This is a genomic window from Pseudomonas sp. NPDC077408 (genome assembly GCF_050269105.1).
In the GTDB taxonomy this organism is placed as follows: Bacteria; Pseudomonadota; Gammaproteobacteria; order Pseudomonadales; family Pseudomonadaceae; genus Stutzerimonas.
The window spans coordinates 890,168-906,059 of sequence record NZ_JBNNHS010000001.1; the positions used below are offsets into that span (position 1 = coordinate 890,168).

Below are 15,892 nucleotides of genomic sequence, written 5' to 3' on the forward strand. Positions count from 1 at the left end.
TTACCTTAGGTTGTGGTCTGCGTCACCTCTGCGACTCGCGCGCGGGCCATGTCCGCACGGGGCGCTGGAAGGCCGAGCGGAATTGGTCGAACATGTCGGACTTTCGCCTGGAGTGTTCCTGTGGAGCCGGAATCCATCGTCTACGGCAGCATTCGTGACTGGCCTTCGACCGACCCCGAGCAGTGTCGGCTGCGCCGTGCAGTCAACCGCCGTGCGCTGTACAGCTTGCCGCAAGGTGAGGGTTGGCCTTTTCTCGGAAGAGAAATGTTTTCCTGCTGCATGGATGAAGGCGTGTATCAGACCCAGATCATTCACTTCGGCGCCAGCTACCGCGCGGTCGAATATGAATGGGCGCTCTGGGTACGTCACTTCGAGGCGCTACTGAACGAACTCTACTGGACCAGCGCGGTGGTTCACCTGGAGACCGAACTCAACGGCATTCATACCTTCCGCTGGGAAACCGAAAGCGGTTCGCACAGCCCCCACCAGCGCGATTTGCGTATGCGTTGTGCCTGGGAGCGTGACGGCGGGGTATTCAGCTGAAATCTAGTCTTCCAGCCATTCCTTCGGCACCTCGCGCCTGAGCGCGAGCTGGCACTGCTGATGATCAACATCGAACACGATGACCGCGGTGCCTTTGCGCAATGCCTGGCGTACCCGCTCGACGCGGGTTTCCTGCGGCGTCTCGTCGCCATTATCGGTGCCCTCGCGGGTCACGAAGTCTTCGATGAGGCGGGTCAGGGTGTCAGGTTCGAGCTGGTCGTAAGGGATGAGCATCGGCGTCGGATCAAGTGGGATGGTGCAGGTCAGGTTCGCTGATCGGCGCGTTGAGGAACCGATCCAGGTAAGCATACAGCTGCTCGCTGTCCAATGGCTTGCCAATGAAATCGTCCATTCCGGCCTCGCTGCCAGCGCGGCGATGCTCCTCGAGCACATGGGCGGTCAGTGCGATGATCGGCACGGGTCGCAGCTGCAATTGTGCTTCGAGTCGGCGGATCTGTCGGCTGGCCTCGAATCCGTCCATTTCCGGCATCTCGCAGTCCATCAAAATCAGCTGCACAGCGGCCGGGTTGTCGCTGTATGCACTGACTGCCCTGTGCCCGTTTTCAGCAACCATGACCTCATAGCCGCGTTTGCGCAGCAGGCTGGACACGACCATCTGGCTGACCGGGTTGTCCTCGACTACTAGGATGAGCGGCTTGCGGCCTGTCAGGTTGTCGGCGGCTACCATCGCAGTGCCATTAGGCGTTCGGGTTCCCTGATAGAGACGATGCAGTGCTTCGCGCAAGGGGTCGAGCAGCAGGGGCAACGGCAGGCTTGCCAGGTGCAACGATGACGACGCAGGTGAGGGCTCGCTTTGTGGCGGGTAGAGCAGCATGACGCGTTGATTCGGTTCGAGCTGGTCGGCCACCGCGTTGAGCCATGCCTGTGGTTTGCCAGGCCAGGGTGCCATTATCACCAGCAGCGGGGCGGAAGCCTGATCGTCGAGGTAGCGGCGCAGTCGTTGCGGCTCTTCGCAACGGACGATTCGCATGCCCCAACGGTGGAGCAGATTGCCCATCGCATCCAGTGCACAGATATCCCGAGACGCGATCACGGCGGTTCGGCCTTCGAGCAAGGTTGTGAGTGGATCAGAGTTATCGCTCGCCTCCCGCAGCGGAATGTCGAAGCTGAATTGGCTGCCCTGGCCAGGCGTGCTCTGCACTTCGATCTGGCCGCCCATCATTTCCACCAGTTCCTTGCTGATGACCAAGCCCAGGCCGCTGCCACCGTAGCGTCGGGTTGTACTGGAATCACCTTGTGCGAAGGACTCGAACAGCTGGGCCAGTACCTCGGCGCGCATGCCGATGCCGCTGTCGGTGATCGAAAAGACCAGGCTGCGGCCGCCCTCCGGCCCCTGACAGACGACCTGCAGCACCACGCAACCCTGCTCGGTGAACTTCAACGAATTGCTCAGCAGGTTCATCAGCACTTGCTTGAGACGGGTCGGGTCTCCGCGAAGACGGCGTGGCACGCCGGGCGCAAGGCTGAGATGCAGATTCAGCTGCTTCTGCAGCGCTTGGGCCGTGAACAGGCTGATGGTTTCGGAGGCCAGCGCCTCCAGGTCAAACTCGATGTCCTCCAAGACCAGTTTGCCGGCGCCGATCCGTGCGTAATCGAGGATGTCGTTAATGACCGTCATCAGCGAGTTGCTGGAGCTGGCCACCGTATCGAGGTAGAAGCGCTGGTTACGATCCAGCGGGGTTTCACGCAGCAATTGCAGCATGCCCAATACGCCATTCAATGGCGTGCGGATCTCGTGGCTCATTTTCGCCAGAAAGCGACTTTTTGCCTGGTTCTCGCTTTCTGCCCGCTCGGCTGCCTGGCGCGAACGGAAGCCTTCTTCCTTAAGCAGGTTGATACGGTCGGCGAGCCCGATCGACAGGGTGATCAACTCGAAGGCGATGCCAACTTTGACAATCGACGCGCCATACAGGCCCAACAGGTTGAAGCCCAGCGAACCGGCTGTGACGATAACGAACGTCGCCAGCAGGACGCCCCAGGCCAGCGTGTAATAAAGGCCATAGCGCACGCCGCGGCTCCAAACGAAAGCGCCGGTCAGCAACAGACCGATCGAAGAGCCGATGACCATCACACTGGCGAGCACGCTCCAGACCTGCGTTTCCAGAACGAATCCGGACAGCAGCGCACCCATCGACAGGATCAGCGCCACACGCAGGGCGAAGTCCAGGCGCGGGAAGTACTCGCGGGTATGCAGAAAATGGCGGCTGAATTGGACCGACACCAGGCAATGGCTGAGCATCAACGCATAGATGCCCAACGCGACGACGCCGCCTGCATCGTTCAGCCATTTGACCAGCAAGCCATCGAAGCTGAGTGCGAACAGGCCCACGTTGAGGTTGTAGATCAGATACCAGAAATACGCTGGCTCACGCAGCGAGAGGAACAGGAAGAAGTTGTAGCAGAACATCGCAAACAGCACGCCATAGAAGGCCCCAGCCAAGCCCATCGAGTCTTCGGTTGCTTCGGCGTTAGCTGCGTAGGTGCTGAAATACAGTGGGACGTACAGGGTGCTGGTGCTTTGCACACGCAACAGCAAGGTCGAGGTGCCGGGCGCGAGCTCTACAGGAAACAAGAAGTTGCTGACCCTGACCGAGCGCTCACTGAACGGATGGTTGTCTCCCGAGTGCTGTCGGCTGATACGACCGTCCGGGTGACGGAGATACAGCTGGATATCGTCAAGCAGCGGGTAGTTGATTTCGACGAAGCCGCCGAGAGGGTTGTGGAGTTGGTTGTCCAGCTCGACACGGAACCACCAGACCGAATCGTTCTTCCCCTTATTGGGGTGTAGGCCTGACACTGGCTCGAAGGTTTTCTCGGGTAGCGCGAACACCTCGGCCACGCTCAGTTCGGCGGCAGGGTCTCTCAGAAAGTAACTTGAGCTGCCCAGTGCTTGGCGAAAATGCTGTGAATCCACAGGCACGGGCTCAAAGGCCGATGCCTGAGCGGTCAGACAGAATAGGAAGACGGCCAGAAAAAGACGCGGCAGCATGTTATTGACCCAAGGCGTGCAAACTCGCAAAACGCAGTTTCCAGTCGCGCGAAGGACAAATTCCTTCGATTCATGCCTGACTGGCCAAGCATCCATATATTTCAGAGGTTTGCGACTTTGCCCGGATCAGCGCCGCCCCGCAATCGGCAAATGCCTCAAGTTGGCGGCGCATCATGAAACGTGGCCATCAACCGGACGAATCATCGGTTTGTTTGTCGAAGATCGAATCGACTGCCGGCACGCGCGTGTCGTTCTCCATTTGGGTCACGTGTTCGAGTTGATGGCTGAAGTTTTCCAGTGAGTCTTTGCTCGTATGGGCGTCACTGGTGAAGACCGGTGGGCTCAGCAAGTAGGCTGAAATCAAGCGGCTCATGGCTGCCAGGCTGTCGATGTGGGTGCGCTCATAGCCATGCGTCGCGTCGCAACCAAAGGCCAGCAAAGCGGTGCGGATGTCGTGACCGGCTGCAATCGCCGACTGCGCATCGCTGTGGTAATAGCGGAACAGATCGCGACGCACCGGCACCTCATTGGCTTCCGCCAGTTTCAGCAGGTGCCGCGACAGGTGGAAATCATAAGGCCCGCCTGAATCCTGCATGGCTACGGTGACCGCATGCTCGCTGGATTCCTGTCCCTTGGCCGTCGGCGCGATGTCGATGCCGACGAACTCGCTGACATCCCAGGGCAGGGCGCCGGCTGCACCAGAACCGGTTTCCTCGGTAATGGTAAACAGCGGATGGCAGTCGATCGGAGGCTCACGGCCGCTTTCAACCACGGCTTTGAGCGACGCCAGCAAGGCTGCCACTCCCGCCTTGTCGTCCAGATGGCGGGAGCTGATGTACCCGCTGTCGGTAAACTCGGGCATCGGGTCGAACGCGACGAAATCGCCCACATTGATTCCTAGCGCAAGCGTGTCGGCGCGGCCCGCGGTGTACCCGTCCAGGCGCAGCTCGACGTGGTTCCAGCTAATCGGCATCTCGTCGACCGCTGTATTGAATGCATGTCCCGAGGCCAGAAGCGGCAGCACGCTGCCCCGGACCACGCCGGTGTCGGTGAACACGCTGACGCGGCTGCCTTCGGCGAAACGACTCGACCAGCAGCCCACCGGGGACAAGCCAAGTCGGCCATTGTCCTGGATCTCCCGGACGCTGGCGCCAATGGTATCCAGGTGTGCGGCGATGGCTCGATCCGGGCTGTACCGACGGCCCTTGAGTGTGGCGCGGATGGTCCCGCGACGGGTCAGCTCGAAAGGAATGCCAAGCTCTTTTAGCCGCTCCGCCACGTAGCGAACAATGGTGTCGGTGAAGCCGGTGGGGCTGGGAATGGCGAGCATTTCCAGCAGCACACGCTGCAGGTAGTTGAGGTCTGGTTCTGGAAGCTTGGCAGTCATGATCATTCCTTAGCGGCGAAAAACGGGCTGCCGCCATTCAGGTGAGTGAAGTTGAGCTGCGGTAGTGCCGCAAGCGAGGCGGCTGGGCCATTCCGGCACCTGAGGGTGCCGGAGCCAGGCCATCAACGGCCTGGTTGCCCCGCTAATGGGTGCCGTAGCTGAGTGGAAAGAGCAGGTCGACGAAGCGTTCGGCGGTCGGCTGCGGATGATGATTGGCCAGGCCGACTCGCTCATTCGCTTCGATGAAAACGTACTCAGGCTGGTCAGCCGCCGGCACTAACAGATCGAGACCAACCACCGGGATATCCAGCGCACGGGCCGCGCGGACGGCAGCGTCGATCAGCACGGGGTGCAACTGATCGGTTACATCGTCGAGCGTGCCGCCAGTATGCAGATTGGCCGTACGACGAACCGTCAAATGCTGGCCACGTGGCAGCACGCTGTCATAATCGAAGCCGGCTTCACTGATGCACCGATGGGTTTCCTCATCCATCGGGATTTTGCTTTCGCCACCCGTCGCGGCCTGGCGACGGCGACTCTGGGTTTCGATCAGTTCTTGGATGGAGTGGCTGCCGTCGCCAACCACTTCAGCCGGACGTCGAATTGCCGCAGCGACCACCTCATAGCCGATCACCACGATGCGTAGATCAAGGCCGGGATGGAAGCTTTCGAGCAAGACGCGTTGATCGAAGTGGCGTGCTCGGGTAATCGCTTCTTCCACGTCCACCGGGCTACGCAGATCGACCGAGACCCCGTGGCCCTGTTCGCCATCGAGCGGTTTGACCACGACACTGCCATGCTTTTCCAGAAACGCCTCGTTATCCTCCGGAGTCCCTGCGAGCTGCTGCGCTGGCAATTTGAGCCCAGCGCGGGCGAGGGTGCGGTGCGTCAGGCTCTTGTCCTGGCACAACGTCATGCTCACCGCTGAGGTGAGGTCCGACAATGATTCGCGGCAGCGAACCTTTCGGCCGCCCTGGGTCAGCGTGAACAGGCCCGCTTCGGTGTCGTCGATGGTGATTTCGATGCCGCGGCGCCGTGCCTCGTCGACGATGATCTTGGCATAGGGGTTCAGCTCGGCTTCCGGGCCAGGCCCTAGAAACAAGGGCTGGTTGAAGGTGTTCTTGCGTTTGACCGTGAAGGTCTGCAGGTCACGGAAACCGAGTTTGGCGTAGAGCGCCTTGGCCTGCTTGTTGTCGTGCAGCACCGACAAATCGAGGTAGGCCAGCCCGCGCCCCATGTAGTGTTCAATCAAATGGCGAACCAGCGCTTCGCCGACGCCAGGGCGGGTGCAGGTTGGCGCGACCGCCAGACACCAAAGGCTGGAGCCGTTCTCCGGATCGTTGAAAGCCTTGTGGTGATTGATGCCCATGACACTGCCAATGATCTGGCCGGAGTCGTCGTCCTCGGCCAGCCAATAAACCGGACCACCTTGCTCTCGTGGAGTGCACAGCTCCGGGTTGACGGGCAGCATATGGCGCGACTGGTACAGGCTATTGATCGCCTTCCAGTCCTCCTCACTCTGGGCGCGCCGAATGCCGAAACCGCGGAAGCTGCGGCGGGCCGGGCGGTAATCGGTGAACCAGATGCGAGAGGTGTCCGAGGGGTCAAGGAACAGCTGCTGCGGCGCATAGGCGAGCACTTGGTGCGGCGCGGCAACGTACAGCGCAATGTCCCGCTCCCCGGCCTGTTCATGGAGCAGGTCGGCAGCGAGCTTTTCAGGGTCGGAATAGGTATGGCCGATCAGGATGCGGCCCCAGCCACAGTGCAGAGTTACAGGCGACTGACGTTCCGCCTGGCCATCCTCCGCGAGTCGTTGCTGCAGGCGCTCGTAGGTCGGTGTCTGGCCGCGTAACAGCCGCTGTCCATAGGCTTGAGACTTCTGCATGGTACGTTCCTTGGAGCTTGTCAAGACGTCACGGCGTTTGTCGTATCAACTGGCCTTGGCGCCGTGCCGTCATGATCGGGTTCTTAGAGGCCTTGTTCGCTCAACCATAGATTGACCGCTGCCAGCTGCCACAATTTCGAGCCGCGCAGGGGCGTCAGTTGGCCCTCAGGGTCGTTGAACAGCTTGTCCAGCATTGCCGGGTTGTACAGCCCGCGATCCTGGCTCGGGTCCGTCAGTAGCTCGCGCACCCAGTTCAGCGTGTCACCCTGCAGATGCTTGAGGCCCGGCACCGGAAAATAGCCCTTGGGGCGGTCAATAACCGCGGCCGGGATAACCTTGCGCGCAGCTTCCTTGAGCACATACTTGCCGCCATCGGGCAGCTTGTACTTCGCAGGAATTCGTGCGGAAAGCTCGGCCACGTTGTGATCGAGAAACGGCACCCGTGCCTCGAGGCCCCAGGCCATGGTCATGTTGTCGACGCGCTTGACCGGGTCGTCGACCAGCATCACCGTACTGTCGATTCGCAGGGCCTTGTCGACGGCCGCATCGGCGCCCGGCTGAGCGAAGTGCTGACGAACGAAATCACCGGAGAAGTCGCCCTTGACCCACTGCTGCTGCACGGTGTCGGCGTACTCCTCGAAGCTGCGGTCGCGAAAGGCGTTGAGATAAGCCTCGACAGGGTCCTCGGCACCGTCCACCTGCGGATACCAGTGATAGCCAGCGAACAGCTCATCGGCACCTTGACCGCTCTGAACCACCTTGCAGTGCTTGGACACTTCCCGTGAGAGCAGGTAGAAGGCGATGCAGTCGTGGCTGACCATCGGTTCGCTCATCGCGCGAAAGGCAGCAGGCAGCTGTTCGAGGATTTCCTTCTCCTGAATCCGCAGCTGGTGATGGCGCGTCCCGTAATGCTGCGCAATCAGATCCGAATACTTGAATTCGTCGCCACGCTCGCCGCCGGCATCCTGAAAGCCGATGGAGAAGGTCTGCAAGTTATCCGCAGCGCCTGCTTCGCGAAGCAGACCGACCAGTAAGCTGGAGTCGACGCCACCGGACAGCAGGACGCCCACGTCGACCGCTGCCCGATGGCGCAAGGCGACTGACTCGCGCAAGGTTGTCAGGGTGCGCTCCTGCCAGTCTTCGAAGCTGTAGCCTTGCTCCTCTTCTGACGCCCCGAACTCCAGCGTCCACCAGCGGTGTTGGCTGGTCTTGCCGTTGGCATCAATACGCATGAAGGTGGCGGGAGGCAGTTTCTCGATGCCGGCAATCAGAGTGTCCGGCGCCGGCACCACAGCATGGAAGCTCATATAGTGGTTCAGTGCCACCGGGTTCAGTACACCAGCGATGTCACCGCCCTTGAGCAACGCCGGGAGCGTCGAGGCAAAGCGCAGGCGCTCGCCAGTGCGTGACAGATAGAGCGGCTTGATGCCGAGGCGATCACGGGCGATGAACAGTTCCTGTACGTCGCGCTGCCAGATGGCGAAGGCGAACATGCCGTTGAGGCGCGGCAATAAGGCTTCGCCCCAGGCATGAAAGCCCTTGAGCAACACTTCAGTGTCACCCTCGGAGAAGAAGCGATAGCCCAGCGCCTCGAGCTCGGCGCGCAATTCCGGATAGTTGTAGATGGCGCCGTTGAACACCATCGACAAACCGAGTGCCGAGTCGACCATTGGCTGACCCGAGGCCTCGCACAGGTCCATGATTTTCAAGCGTCGATGACCGAGCGCGAGAGGGCCTTGGCTGTTGAAGCCACAGGCGTCTGGGCCTCGAGCAGTCAGGGATTGAGTGATGCGTTCAACCGCGGCCAGATCGGCCGGTTGATTATCGAAGCGAAGTTCGCCAGCTATGCCGCACATAAGATCCTTACCGGTGTTGCCGTTGGGGAGTGTGACTGATGCTGGGATCGCGAAGTTCAGGTTTTCAGACCAGCGTATACCGCTCTGGCTCGCCAGCTGCGGTGATCGTTCAGGTGCGTCCCCCGCAGGCTGAACCGCGCCCTGCTGCGTCAGTCAGGTTTTACAGGGAAACAAAGACAGTGCTTTCATGTCAAACTGTGGCCCAGCTGATTATGTTGTTTATGAACGAAGAAAATATTCGAGCTGAAACTATCGAAAAGTCGGAGAGCAGCCTTGAACTGTCGCTGTTTCAGGCTCTGCGCCGGTTGCAGCAGGACGCCGAAATGCATGCCAAGCGGCTCGCACGTTACGGTGGACTGAGCCCGGTGCAGCTAATGATTCTGCAAGTGCTTGCGAGCGAGCGACAGCTCACGGCCAGTGCGCTGAGCAAGCGCGTCAGCCTCACGCCTGCAACCCTATCCGGGCAGCTCGACCGGCTCGCCGAACGCGGGCTGCTGTCGCGCCAGCGCGATGATCAGGACCGCCGCCGCCAATGGTTGCATTTGACTGAAGAGGGTCGTGCACTGCAGCAACAGGCCCCGTCTTTGCTGCCGCCGGAGTTCGTTGCACGTTTCGCCGCGTTGCCGGAATGGGAGCAGCATGGAATCACTGCGGCGCTGCTTCGCGCCGCCTCGATATGTGGTTCGAAGGAATAGTCAGCAGCCCGGCTGAGCCTGCCGTCTGCTATAGGCGAAAGCCTTCGACGATATGCTCGGCCAGTGTTTCGCTGACTTGCGACTGACTACGTTCGTTGCGCAGCAGGACAATGCTGCTCAAGGGCAGCTCCGGCATGCCCTCGGCTTCGCCCAGCAAGCGCATGTCGGCCGTGACCAGGCTCTGCAGCTGCGCGGTCACTGCGAGCCCTGCGTTAACCACGGCCATCAGCGCTGAGAGGCTCGGGCTGGTATAGGCAACCCGGTAGGGAACGTCCAGGCTGTCGAGTGCGTTGCAGGCCCATGCCCGGCAGAAGCAATCGGTATTGAACATGGCCAGTGGCATGGGCCGTTGTTCATGGGTGTTGAAGCCCGGCGCTTCGGCCCAGACGAAGCGTTCGCGCCGCAGCAGCTGTCCGATCTCGGTACCTGGCTCGCGGGTGACGATGGACAGATCCAGGTCGCGTCGCTGCAGCAGCTGGTAAGACGGTTCGCAATGCACCTCCACCTGCACCAGCGGATAGGCCTGAGCGAAGCGCGACAGGATGCCCGGTAGGAATCGCATCACATAATCGTCTGGAGTGCCGATGCGCACCGAGCCGACCATGTGCGGCTCACGCAAGGTGGTCAGCACCTCGCCGTGCAGCTTGAGAATTCTTCGCGCGTAACCGAGCAGGATCTGGCCCTCTGCGGTGAGCTTGACCTGGCGCCCGTCGCGCTCGAAGACCGAACGCTGCAGCACATCCTCTTCAAGCCGCTTCATCTGCATGCTGATTGCCGACTGCGTGCGATTGACGGCTTCCGCAGCACGGGTGAAGCCGCCGTGATCGGCAATTGCCACAAAGCTGCGCAGCAGCTCGGCATCGATACTCGGGTAGTTGGCCATTCATCAATCTCCGAGATGGACATCATCATAAACATTCGTTGGATTGATCATAAGCCCGGCGGGACACTGGCGCCATCCACTCGGAGGTGTACCCGATGAAAAGCCATGCTGAGTTTGTTCAATCTTGCGCCCGGAGCGGAGCGCCCCATTTCTCGCTCGGACGGTGGCTGCGTGCGGCCTGGCAGCGGTTCGGTTGCTGGCACGCGCTGTATCGCCAGCGCCAGCAACTGGCCTCGCTAAGTGACGAGATGCTCAAGGACATCGGTTTGAGCCGGGCCGATATCGAAACCGAAATCACCCGGCCATTTTGGGATGAGCCGTTTCGCCGAGGCTAACGCTTGGCAGCTTGGCCACGAGGCTCGAATAGGCAGGCGCTCGATGAGACGCTCAGTCAATCCGTCGAATGAGCTTGCGCAGCAGGAATCGATTGGGGTGGCAGGCTTCGGCGATGGCGCGCGGTACGGGCAGCGGTTCGTCATTCAGCCACGCGGCGAGCAGCTCGCCCGACAGTGGCGCGGTGATCAGGCCGCGCGAGCCGTGTGCGGTATTGACGTACAGCCCATCAAGCCAAGGGCAGGGCGTATCAGGCACTTGCCTAGCATCCTTCGCCAGCACGGCATAGGCTTCGGCGAAGCGTGCTGGATCGGCCAGCGCGCCGATGATGGGTAGATAGTCGGGGCTGGTGCAGCGGAACGCGACGCGTCCATGCAGTTGATCGATATCGACGGTGTCGGCCTCGAGGCGCTGATGCAGATCAGCGGAAATCTCCGCGAGCATCCCCAGGTTGGAATGGTGTTCCGCTGCGCTCGGAGCCGGGTCGGTTTCGGCGAAATTGAAGCTCGCCCCTAACGTGTGCTGACCCTCACGGGGCGGGGCGACGTAGCCCTTGGCGCAGAGCACGGTGCGCAACGCGCTGCTTTGTTCGGTCACCGGCAGGGCGGTGATCTGCCCGCGGATTCGCTTGAGCGGCAGCCAGGCACTTTGGCTGAACCGCGCAGCGTCGGAGGCGCCAGCCAGAATCACTACCGGCGCCTCGGCTAGCAGCTCGTCGCCGATCAACGCCTGCCACTGCTCGCCGGCGCGACGCAGCTCGACCGGGTGCCGGTGGCGAAGCAGCTCGATGGCGGGGTGCGCGATCAGCCAGCGACACAGCGCTGGCGGGTGCGCCCAACCCGCGTCCGGATAGAACAGCCCGCCATGGCCCAGCGCAACGCCCGCCAGCTGCTCAGCTTCTTCGCGCTGCACCGCGCGCAGCAGACTGGGCGGAAAGGCATCGGACAGTGCTGCTTGGCGGGCGCTTTCCTTGTGGTCGAAGGCGAGCTGCAGCACGCCACAGGCATCCCAGTCCTGGCCTTGCTGCAGGTTCTGCAACAACCGACGGGTGTAGCCAAAGCCACTGGCGACAAGCTGCGAAAGCGCGGTGCCGTGCGCTGACAGCTTCAGATAGAGCACACCCTGTGGATTGCCGGAACCCTCTTGGGCGACGTCGTCATGCCGCTCCAGCAGTGTCACCTGCCAGCCGCGCGCCGCCAGGCTGGCGGCGCTGGCGCAACCCGCCAGACCTGCGCCGATGACCAGTGCCTTGCGCTGCGTTGGTTGATGCGACGGGCGCGCGAACCACGGGCTCTCCAAGGCTTTTGGCGATGCGGCAAGGTGGCCCTGGAGGTTTTCCCACTTCTGGCCGAAGCCCGGTATCCGCTTGATCTCAAAGCCCGCCTCCTTGAGGGCTCGTCGCACACTGCCGGCGCTGCTGAAGGTCGCCAGCGTGGCGCCCGGGGCGGATAGCCGCGCCACCTGCTCAAATAGCTCGGGCTGCCACATGTCCGGGTTCTTCGGCGGTGCGAAACCATCGAGAAACCAGGCGTCAACCTGGGCATCCAGTTCTTTCAGCCGGTCGAGTGCATCGCCTACCAATAGCGTCAGCGTCACCTGGCCGAAACGAAACTGCTGGAATCCCGGATTGATCGCCACATACTGATCCAGCAACTGGCGCGCCTGCAGCTGCAGCTCGGGCCACAACGTCAGCGCTCGCTGCAGGTCGTCGCGCGTGAGTGGATGCTTTTCAACACTGACGAAGTGCAGGGCGCTATTGGCAGGCGCTGTGCGCTCGAACAGCGCCCAGGCGCAAAGAAAACTGAGGCCAGTACCAAAGCCCGTTTCGCCAATTACGAGGCGTTCCCCAGCCTGAAGCGTGGCGAAACGTTCGGCCAATCGGTTGGGTTGCAGAAATACGTGGGTGGTTTCGGCCATGCCTGAGCCACGAGAAAAATATACGTCGCCATAGCGCCGCGATTGCGGTTGGCCGTTCTCGTCCCAGTCGAGCTCGGCATGTTCAAAACCGGTTGGGACCGCGGCGGACATCGACGTTTCCTGGGGGAAAAAACGCGATTCTAGCAGCAGCGCGAAACCTGCTGCGGGCGCGCTTTGTCGCATCGGTAAGCGCGCAGGCCAGCGCACCAAGCGCTAACAGGCGGAGCTGCATCAGTACTGCAGCTACCTTGGCCTGCTAGGGTTCATCACAGCATCCATTGTTGGAGTACACGATGTTCGAGTCCGCAGAAATCGGCCACACCATCGACAAGGACACCTACAACAAAGAAGTGCCCGTTCTGCGTGAAGCGTTGCTGCAAGCGCAGTACCGCCTCAGAGAGCAGGCGCGGTTTCCAGTGCTCATCCTGATTAATGGCATCGAGGGTGCCGGAAAAGGCGAAACGATCAAGCTGCTCAGCGAGTGGATGGACCCGCGGCTAATCCGGGTCGACAGCTTCGATGTGCCGACCGACGAAGAACTCTCGCGTCCGCCCGCTTGGCGTTACTGGCGTCGCCTGCCGCCGAAAGGGCAGACCGGCATCTTCTTCGGCAACTGGTACAGCAAGTTGCTGGAGGACCGGGTCCATGGGCGCATCAAGAAAGCCGAGCTGGAGCTGGCTATCGACCGTGCTCAGCGTTTCGAACGCATGCTCTGTGCTGAGGGCACACTGATCTTCAAATTCTGGTTTCACCTGTCCAAGGACCGCATGCTGCAGCGCCTTGAGTCGCTAAAGGATGATCCGCTGCATAGCTGGCGCATCAGCCCGCTGGATTGGCAGCAGTCGAAAACCTACGACCGGTTCGTTAAGCACGGTGAATTGATCCTGCGCCGCAGCAGCCGGGACTTTGCGCCCTGGTACGTCATCGAGGGCAGCGACGAACGATACCGCAGCCTGACCGCCGGCCGGTTGCTGCTCGAGGGGCTCAATGCTGCGCTGGACGCTGCGGACCAACCGCTCTCGCAGCCGCACACGGCGACGATCGAGCCGAAGCTCGATCAGGCGAGCCTGCTAGGCAGTCTCGATATGCAGCAATCGCTCAGCAAGGACCATTACAAGGAACAGCTGGGGCATGAACAGGCAAGGCTGAGCCAGCTGCTGCGTGATCCGCGGTTGCGCAAGCGTGGGGTACTTGCCCTCTTCGAGGGCCACGACGCAGCGGGCAAGGGCAGCGCCATTCGCCGGGTCACGGGCGCGCTGGATCCGCGGCTGTATCGCACCATACAAATCGCCGCGCCCAGCGAGGACGAACTGGCGCAACCCTGGTTGTGGCGCTTCTGGCGCAACGTTCCGGCGCGCGGGCAGTTCATCATTTTCGATCGATCCTGGTACGGCCGCGTGCTGGTTGAACGTGTCGAGGGCTTCTGCTCGCCAGACGAGTGGCTGCGGGCCTATACCGAGATAAACGAGTTCGAGGAACAGCTGGTCGACGCAGGCGTGGTGGTGGTCAAGTTCTGGCTCTCCATCGACAAACAAACGCAGCTGGAGCGCTTCAAGGAGCGGGAAGATACGCCGCACAAGCGCTTCAAGATCACCGAGGAAGACTGGCGCAATCGCGAAAAATGGGACGACTACAGCAATGCCGTGGCGGACATGGTCGATCGCACCAGCACCGAAATTGCGCCCTGGACGTTGGTTGAGGCCAACGACAAGCGCTTTGCCCGGGTCAAGGTATTGCGCACGCTCAACGACGCGCTGGAAGAAGCGATCAGCTGAGTTTCAAGGGACGGCGGACAATGGCCAGCCATATCCCTGCTGAATGTTCGTCGCCTTTGGTGAAGGGCCGGAACTATGCTCGGTCCATCGTCAACAGGCCGGCCGCCGCAGCGGCCGCCCAACCATTCGAGGTATGCCATGCGTGAAGTAGTGATCGTCGACAGCGTACGGACCGGCCTGGCCAAGTCCTTCCGCGGCAAGTTCAACATGACCCGTCCTGACGATATGGCGGCTCATTGCGTCAACGCGCTGCTGTCGCGTAACGGGCTGGACCCCAAGCTGGTCGAGGACTGCATCGTCGGTGCCGGCTCCAACGAGGGCGCACAGGGCTACAACATCGGTCGTAACGTGGCGGTGCTGTCGAACTTGGGCATCCAGTGCGCGGGCATGACACTCAATCGCTTCTGCTCGTCCGGCTTGCAGTCCATCGCCATCGCGGCCAATCAGATCGCGTCCGGCTGCAGCGACATCATCGTTGCCGGTGGCGTCGAGTCGATCACCATGACGGCCAAGAGCCGCAACAGCGACAACCTCTTCAATCCAGTCCTGCAGGAGCGCGTTCCTGGGCTGTATCACAGCATGGGCCAGACCGCCGAGCTGGTTGCGCGCCGCTACAACGTCACCCGCGAGCAGCAGGACGCCTATTCCCTGCAGAGTCAGCAGCGTACCGCGCGGGCCCAGGCTGAGGGTTTGTTCCAGGACGAGATCGTGCCGATGAACGTCCGCTACTTCACCGAGGACAAGAACACCGGCGAGCGCACCGAGCATGAAGGCGTGGTCGACCGTGACGACTGCAACCGCCCGGATACCACGCTGGAAAGCCTGTCGGGCCTCAAACCGGTGTTTGCCGATGATGGCTCGGTGACCGCGGGCAATGCCTCACAGCTCTCCGATGGCGCCTCGATGACCTTGGTCATGAGCCTGGACAAGGCACTCGAGCTCGGCCTCAAGCCACGGGCCTTCTTCCGCGGATTCACCGTGGCCGGGTGCGAGCCGGAAGAAATGGGCATCGGCCCCGTCTTTTCGGTTCCGCGCCTGCTCAAGGCCCGCGGGCTGCAGGTCAGCGACATCGACCTCTGGGAGCTCAACGAGGCCTTCGCCTCGCAGTGCCTGTATTGCCGCGATACGCTGGAAATCGACAATGAGAAGTTCAACGTCAATGGCGGCTCGATTTCCATCGGCCACCCATTCGGCATGACCGGTTCGCGTACCGCGGGCCATCTGGTTCGCGAGCTGCAACGCCGGAATCTGCGTTACGGAGTCGTGACCATGTGCGTTGGCGGCGGCATGGGTGCGTCTGGGCTGTTCGAAGCGGTGCGCTGATCAGTCTCGCAGGGACGACTAAAAGAAACCCGCGCCAGATGGCGCGGGTTTTTCATGCCTGATCATTATTTGGTCGCTCCTTGGCTGGGCTTCAGCTCGTGCGCCAGGCTATCCGGTCTGCGTCTGGCTCCAGGCTAGTGATGCAAAGGTGCGACATGTGCCAGAGACGACTGAGTTGCTCTGCTATGAAGTTTCCGGTGGGCTGAAGCCCACCCTACGAGCGTAACTTGGCCTGTAGGGTGGGCTTCAGCCCACCGGATATATGGCACGGCACGAGCAGCAAAA

Annotated in this window: 13 protein-coding genes; 6 read left to right on the forward strand and 7 right to left on the reverse strand. The window is 61.4% G+C overall.

All coding sequences use genetic code 11. The features are described from left to right. The first annotated feature begins 120 nt into the window (after positions 1 to 120). A complete protein-coding gene (locus ACQKEK_RS04425) occupies positions 121 to 543 on the forward strand; it encodes a hypothetical protein (protein WP_046163764.1) in 423 nt (140 codons plus the stop codon). Positions 544 to 546: 3 nt separating this feature from the next. Here ACQKEK_RS04425 and ACQKEK_RS04430 read toward each other — a convergent pair whose 3' ends face one another. The 5 genes from ACQKEK_RS04430 to ACQKEK_RS04450 form a co-directional block, all read right to left on the reverse strand. Next, complete coding sequence (locus tag ACQKEK_RS04430) at positions 547 to 777, reverse strand: YheU family protein (protein WP_046163763.1); 231 nt, start codon at positions 775 to 777, stop codon at positions 547 to 549. A gap of 10 nt (positions 778 to 787) precedes the next feature. Then, a complete protein-coding gene (locus ACQKEK_RS04435) occupies positions 788 to 3,553 on the reverse strand; it encodes a hybrid sensor histidine kinase/response regulator (RefSeq protein ID WP_499141203.1) in 2,766 nt (921 codons plus the stop codon). 187 nt (positions 3,554 to 3,740) lie between these two features. Beyond that, a complete protein-coding gene (locus tag ACQKEK_RS04440) occupies positions 3,741 to 4,940 on the reverse strand; it encodes an osmoprotectant NAGGN system M42 family peptidase (protein WP_045428247.1) in 1,200 nt (399 codons plus the stop codon). A gap of 142 nt (positions 4,941 to 5,082) precedes the next feature. Further along, entirely contained in the window at positions 5,083 to 6,825 is a 1,743-nt protein-coding gene (ngg, locus tag ACQKEK_RS04445) for an N-acetylglutaminylglutamine synthetase (protein ID WP_499141204.1), read from the reverse strand. Positions 6,826 to 6,908: 83 nt separating this feature from the next. Further along, positions 6,909 to 8,633, reverse strand: a complete 1,725-nt coding sequence (locus tag ACQKEK_RS04450) for an N-acetylglutaminylglutamine amidotransferase (protein ID WP_499141362.1) — start codon at positions 8,631 to 8,633, stop codon at positions 6,909 to 6,911. Here ACQKEK_RS04450 and ACQKEK_RS04455 point away from each other — a divergent pair. Next, on the forward strand, positions 8,562 to 8,720 hold the full coding sequence (locus ACQKEK_RS04455) for a hypothetical protein (RefSeq protein ID WP_241509164.1): 159 nt from the start codon (positions 8,562 to 8,564) through the stop codon (positions 8,718 to 8,720). The two genes, ACQKEK_RS04450 and ACQKEK_RS04455, sit on opposite strands and share 72 nt — an antisense overlap. Positions 8,721 to 8,902: 182 nt before the next feature. Continuing rightward, positions 8,903 to 9,376: a MarR family winged helix-turn-helix transcriptional regulator gene (locus ACQKEK_RS04460; RefSeq protein ID WP_499141205.1), complete on the forward strand. Its 474-nt coding sequence runs from the start codon at positions 8,903 to 8,905 to the stop codon at positions 9,374 to 9,376. Positions 9,377 to 9,404: 28 nt separating this feature from the next. On the opposite strand, the gene ACQKEK_RS04465 is transcribed toward ACQKEK_RS04460, so the two are convergent. After that, entirely contained in the window at positions 9,405 to 10,259 is an 855-nt protein-coding gene (locus ACQKEK_RS04465; protein WP_045428240.1) for a LysR substrate-binding domain-containing protein, read from the reverse strand. Between the two features lie 95 nt (positions 10,260 to 10,354). Here ACQKEK_RS04465 and ACQKEK_RS04470 point away from each other — a divergent pair, with 95 nt between their 5' ends. Then, the gene (locus ACQKEK_RS04470; protein WP_499141207.1) at positions 10,355 to 10,594 is read left to right on the forward strand and encodes a DUF1127 domain-containing protein; all 240 of its coding nucleotides are present in this window, start codon (positions 10,355 to 10,357) and stop codon (positions 10,592 to 10,594) included. A gap of 52 nt (positions 10,595 to 10,646) precedes the next feature. Here ACQKEK_RS04470 and mnmC read toward each other — a convergent pair whose 3' ends face one another. After that, a complete protein-coding gene (gene mnmC, locus ACQKEK_RS04475) occupies positions 10,647 to 12,620 on the reverse strand; it encodes a bifunctional tRNA (5-methylaminomethyl-2-thiouridine)(34)-methyltransferase MnmC2/FAD-dependent 5-carboxymethylaminomethyl-2-thiouridine(34) oxidoreductase MnmC1 (RefSeq protein ID WP_499141209.1) in 1,974 nt (657 codons plus the stop codon). Positions 12,621 to 12,802: 182 nt separating this feature from the next. Here mnmC and pap point away from each other — a divergent pair, with 182 nt between their 5' ends. Both pap and ACQKEK_RS04485 read left to right on the forward strand, forming a co-directional pair. After that, on the forward strand, positions 12,803 to 14,284 hold the full coding sequence (gene pap, locus ACQKEK_RS04480; RefSeq protein WP_499141211.1) for a polyphosphate:AMP phosphotransferase: 1,482 nt from the start codon (positions 12,803 to 12,805) through the stop codon (positions 14,282 to 14,284). A 138-nt stretch (positions 14,285 to 14,422) separates the two neighbouring features. Further along, positions 14,423 to 15,607, forward strand: coding sequence for a thiolase family protein (locus ACQKEK_RS04485; protein WP_128120578.1), 1,185 nt, complete (start codon positions 14,423 to 14,425; stop codon positions 15,605 to 15,607). Positions 15,608 to 15,892 lie beyond the last annotated feature (285 nt).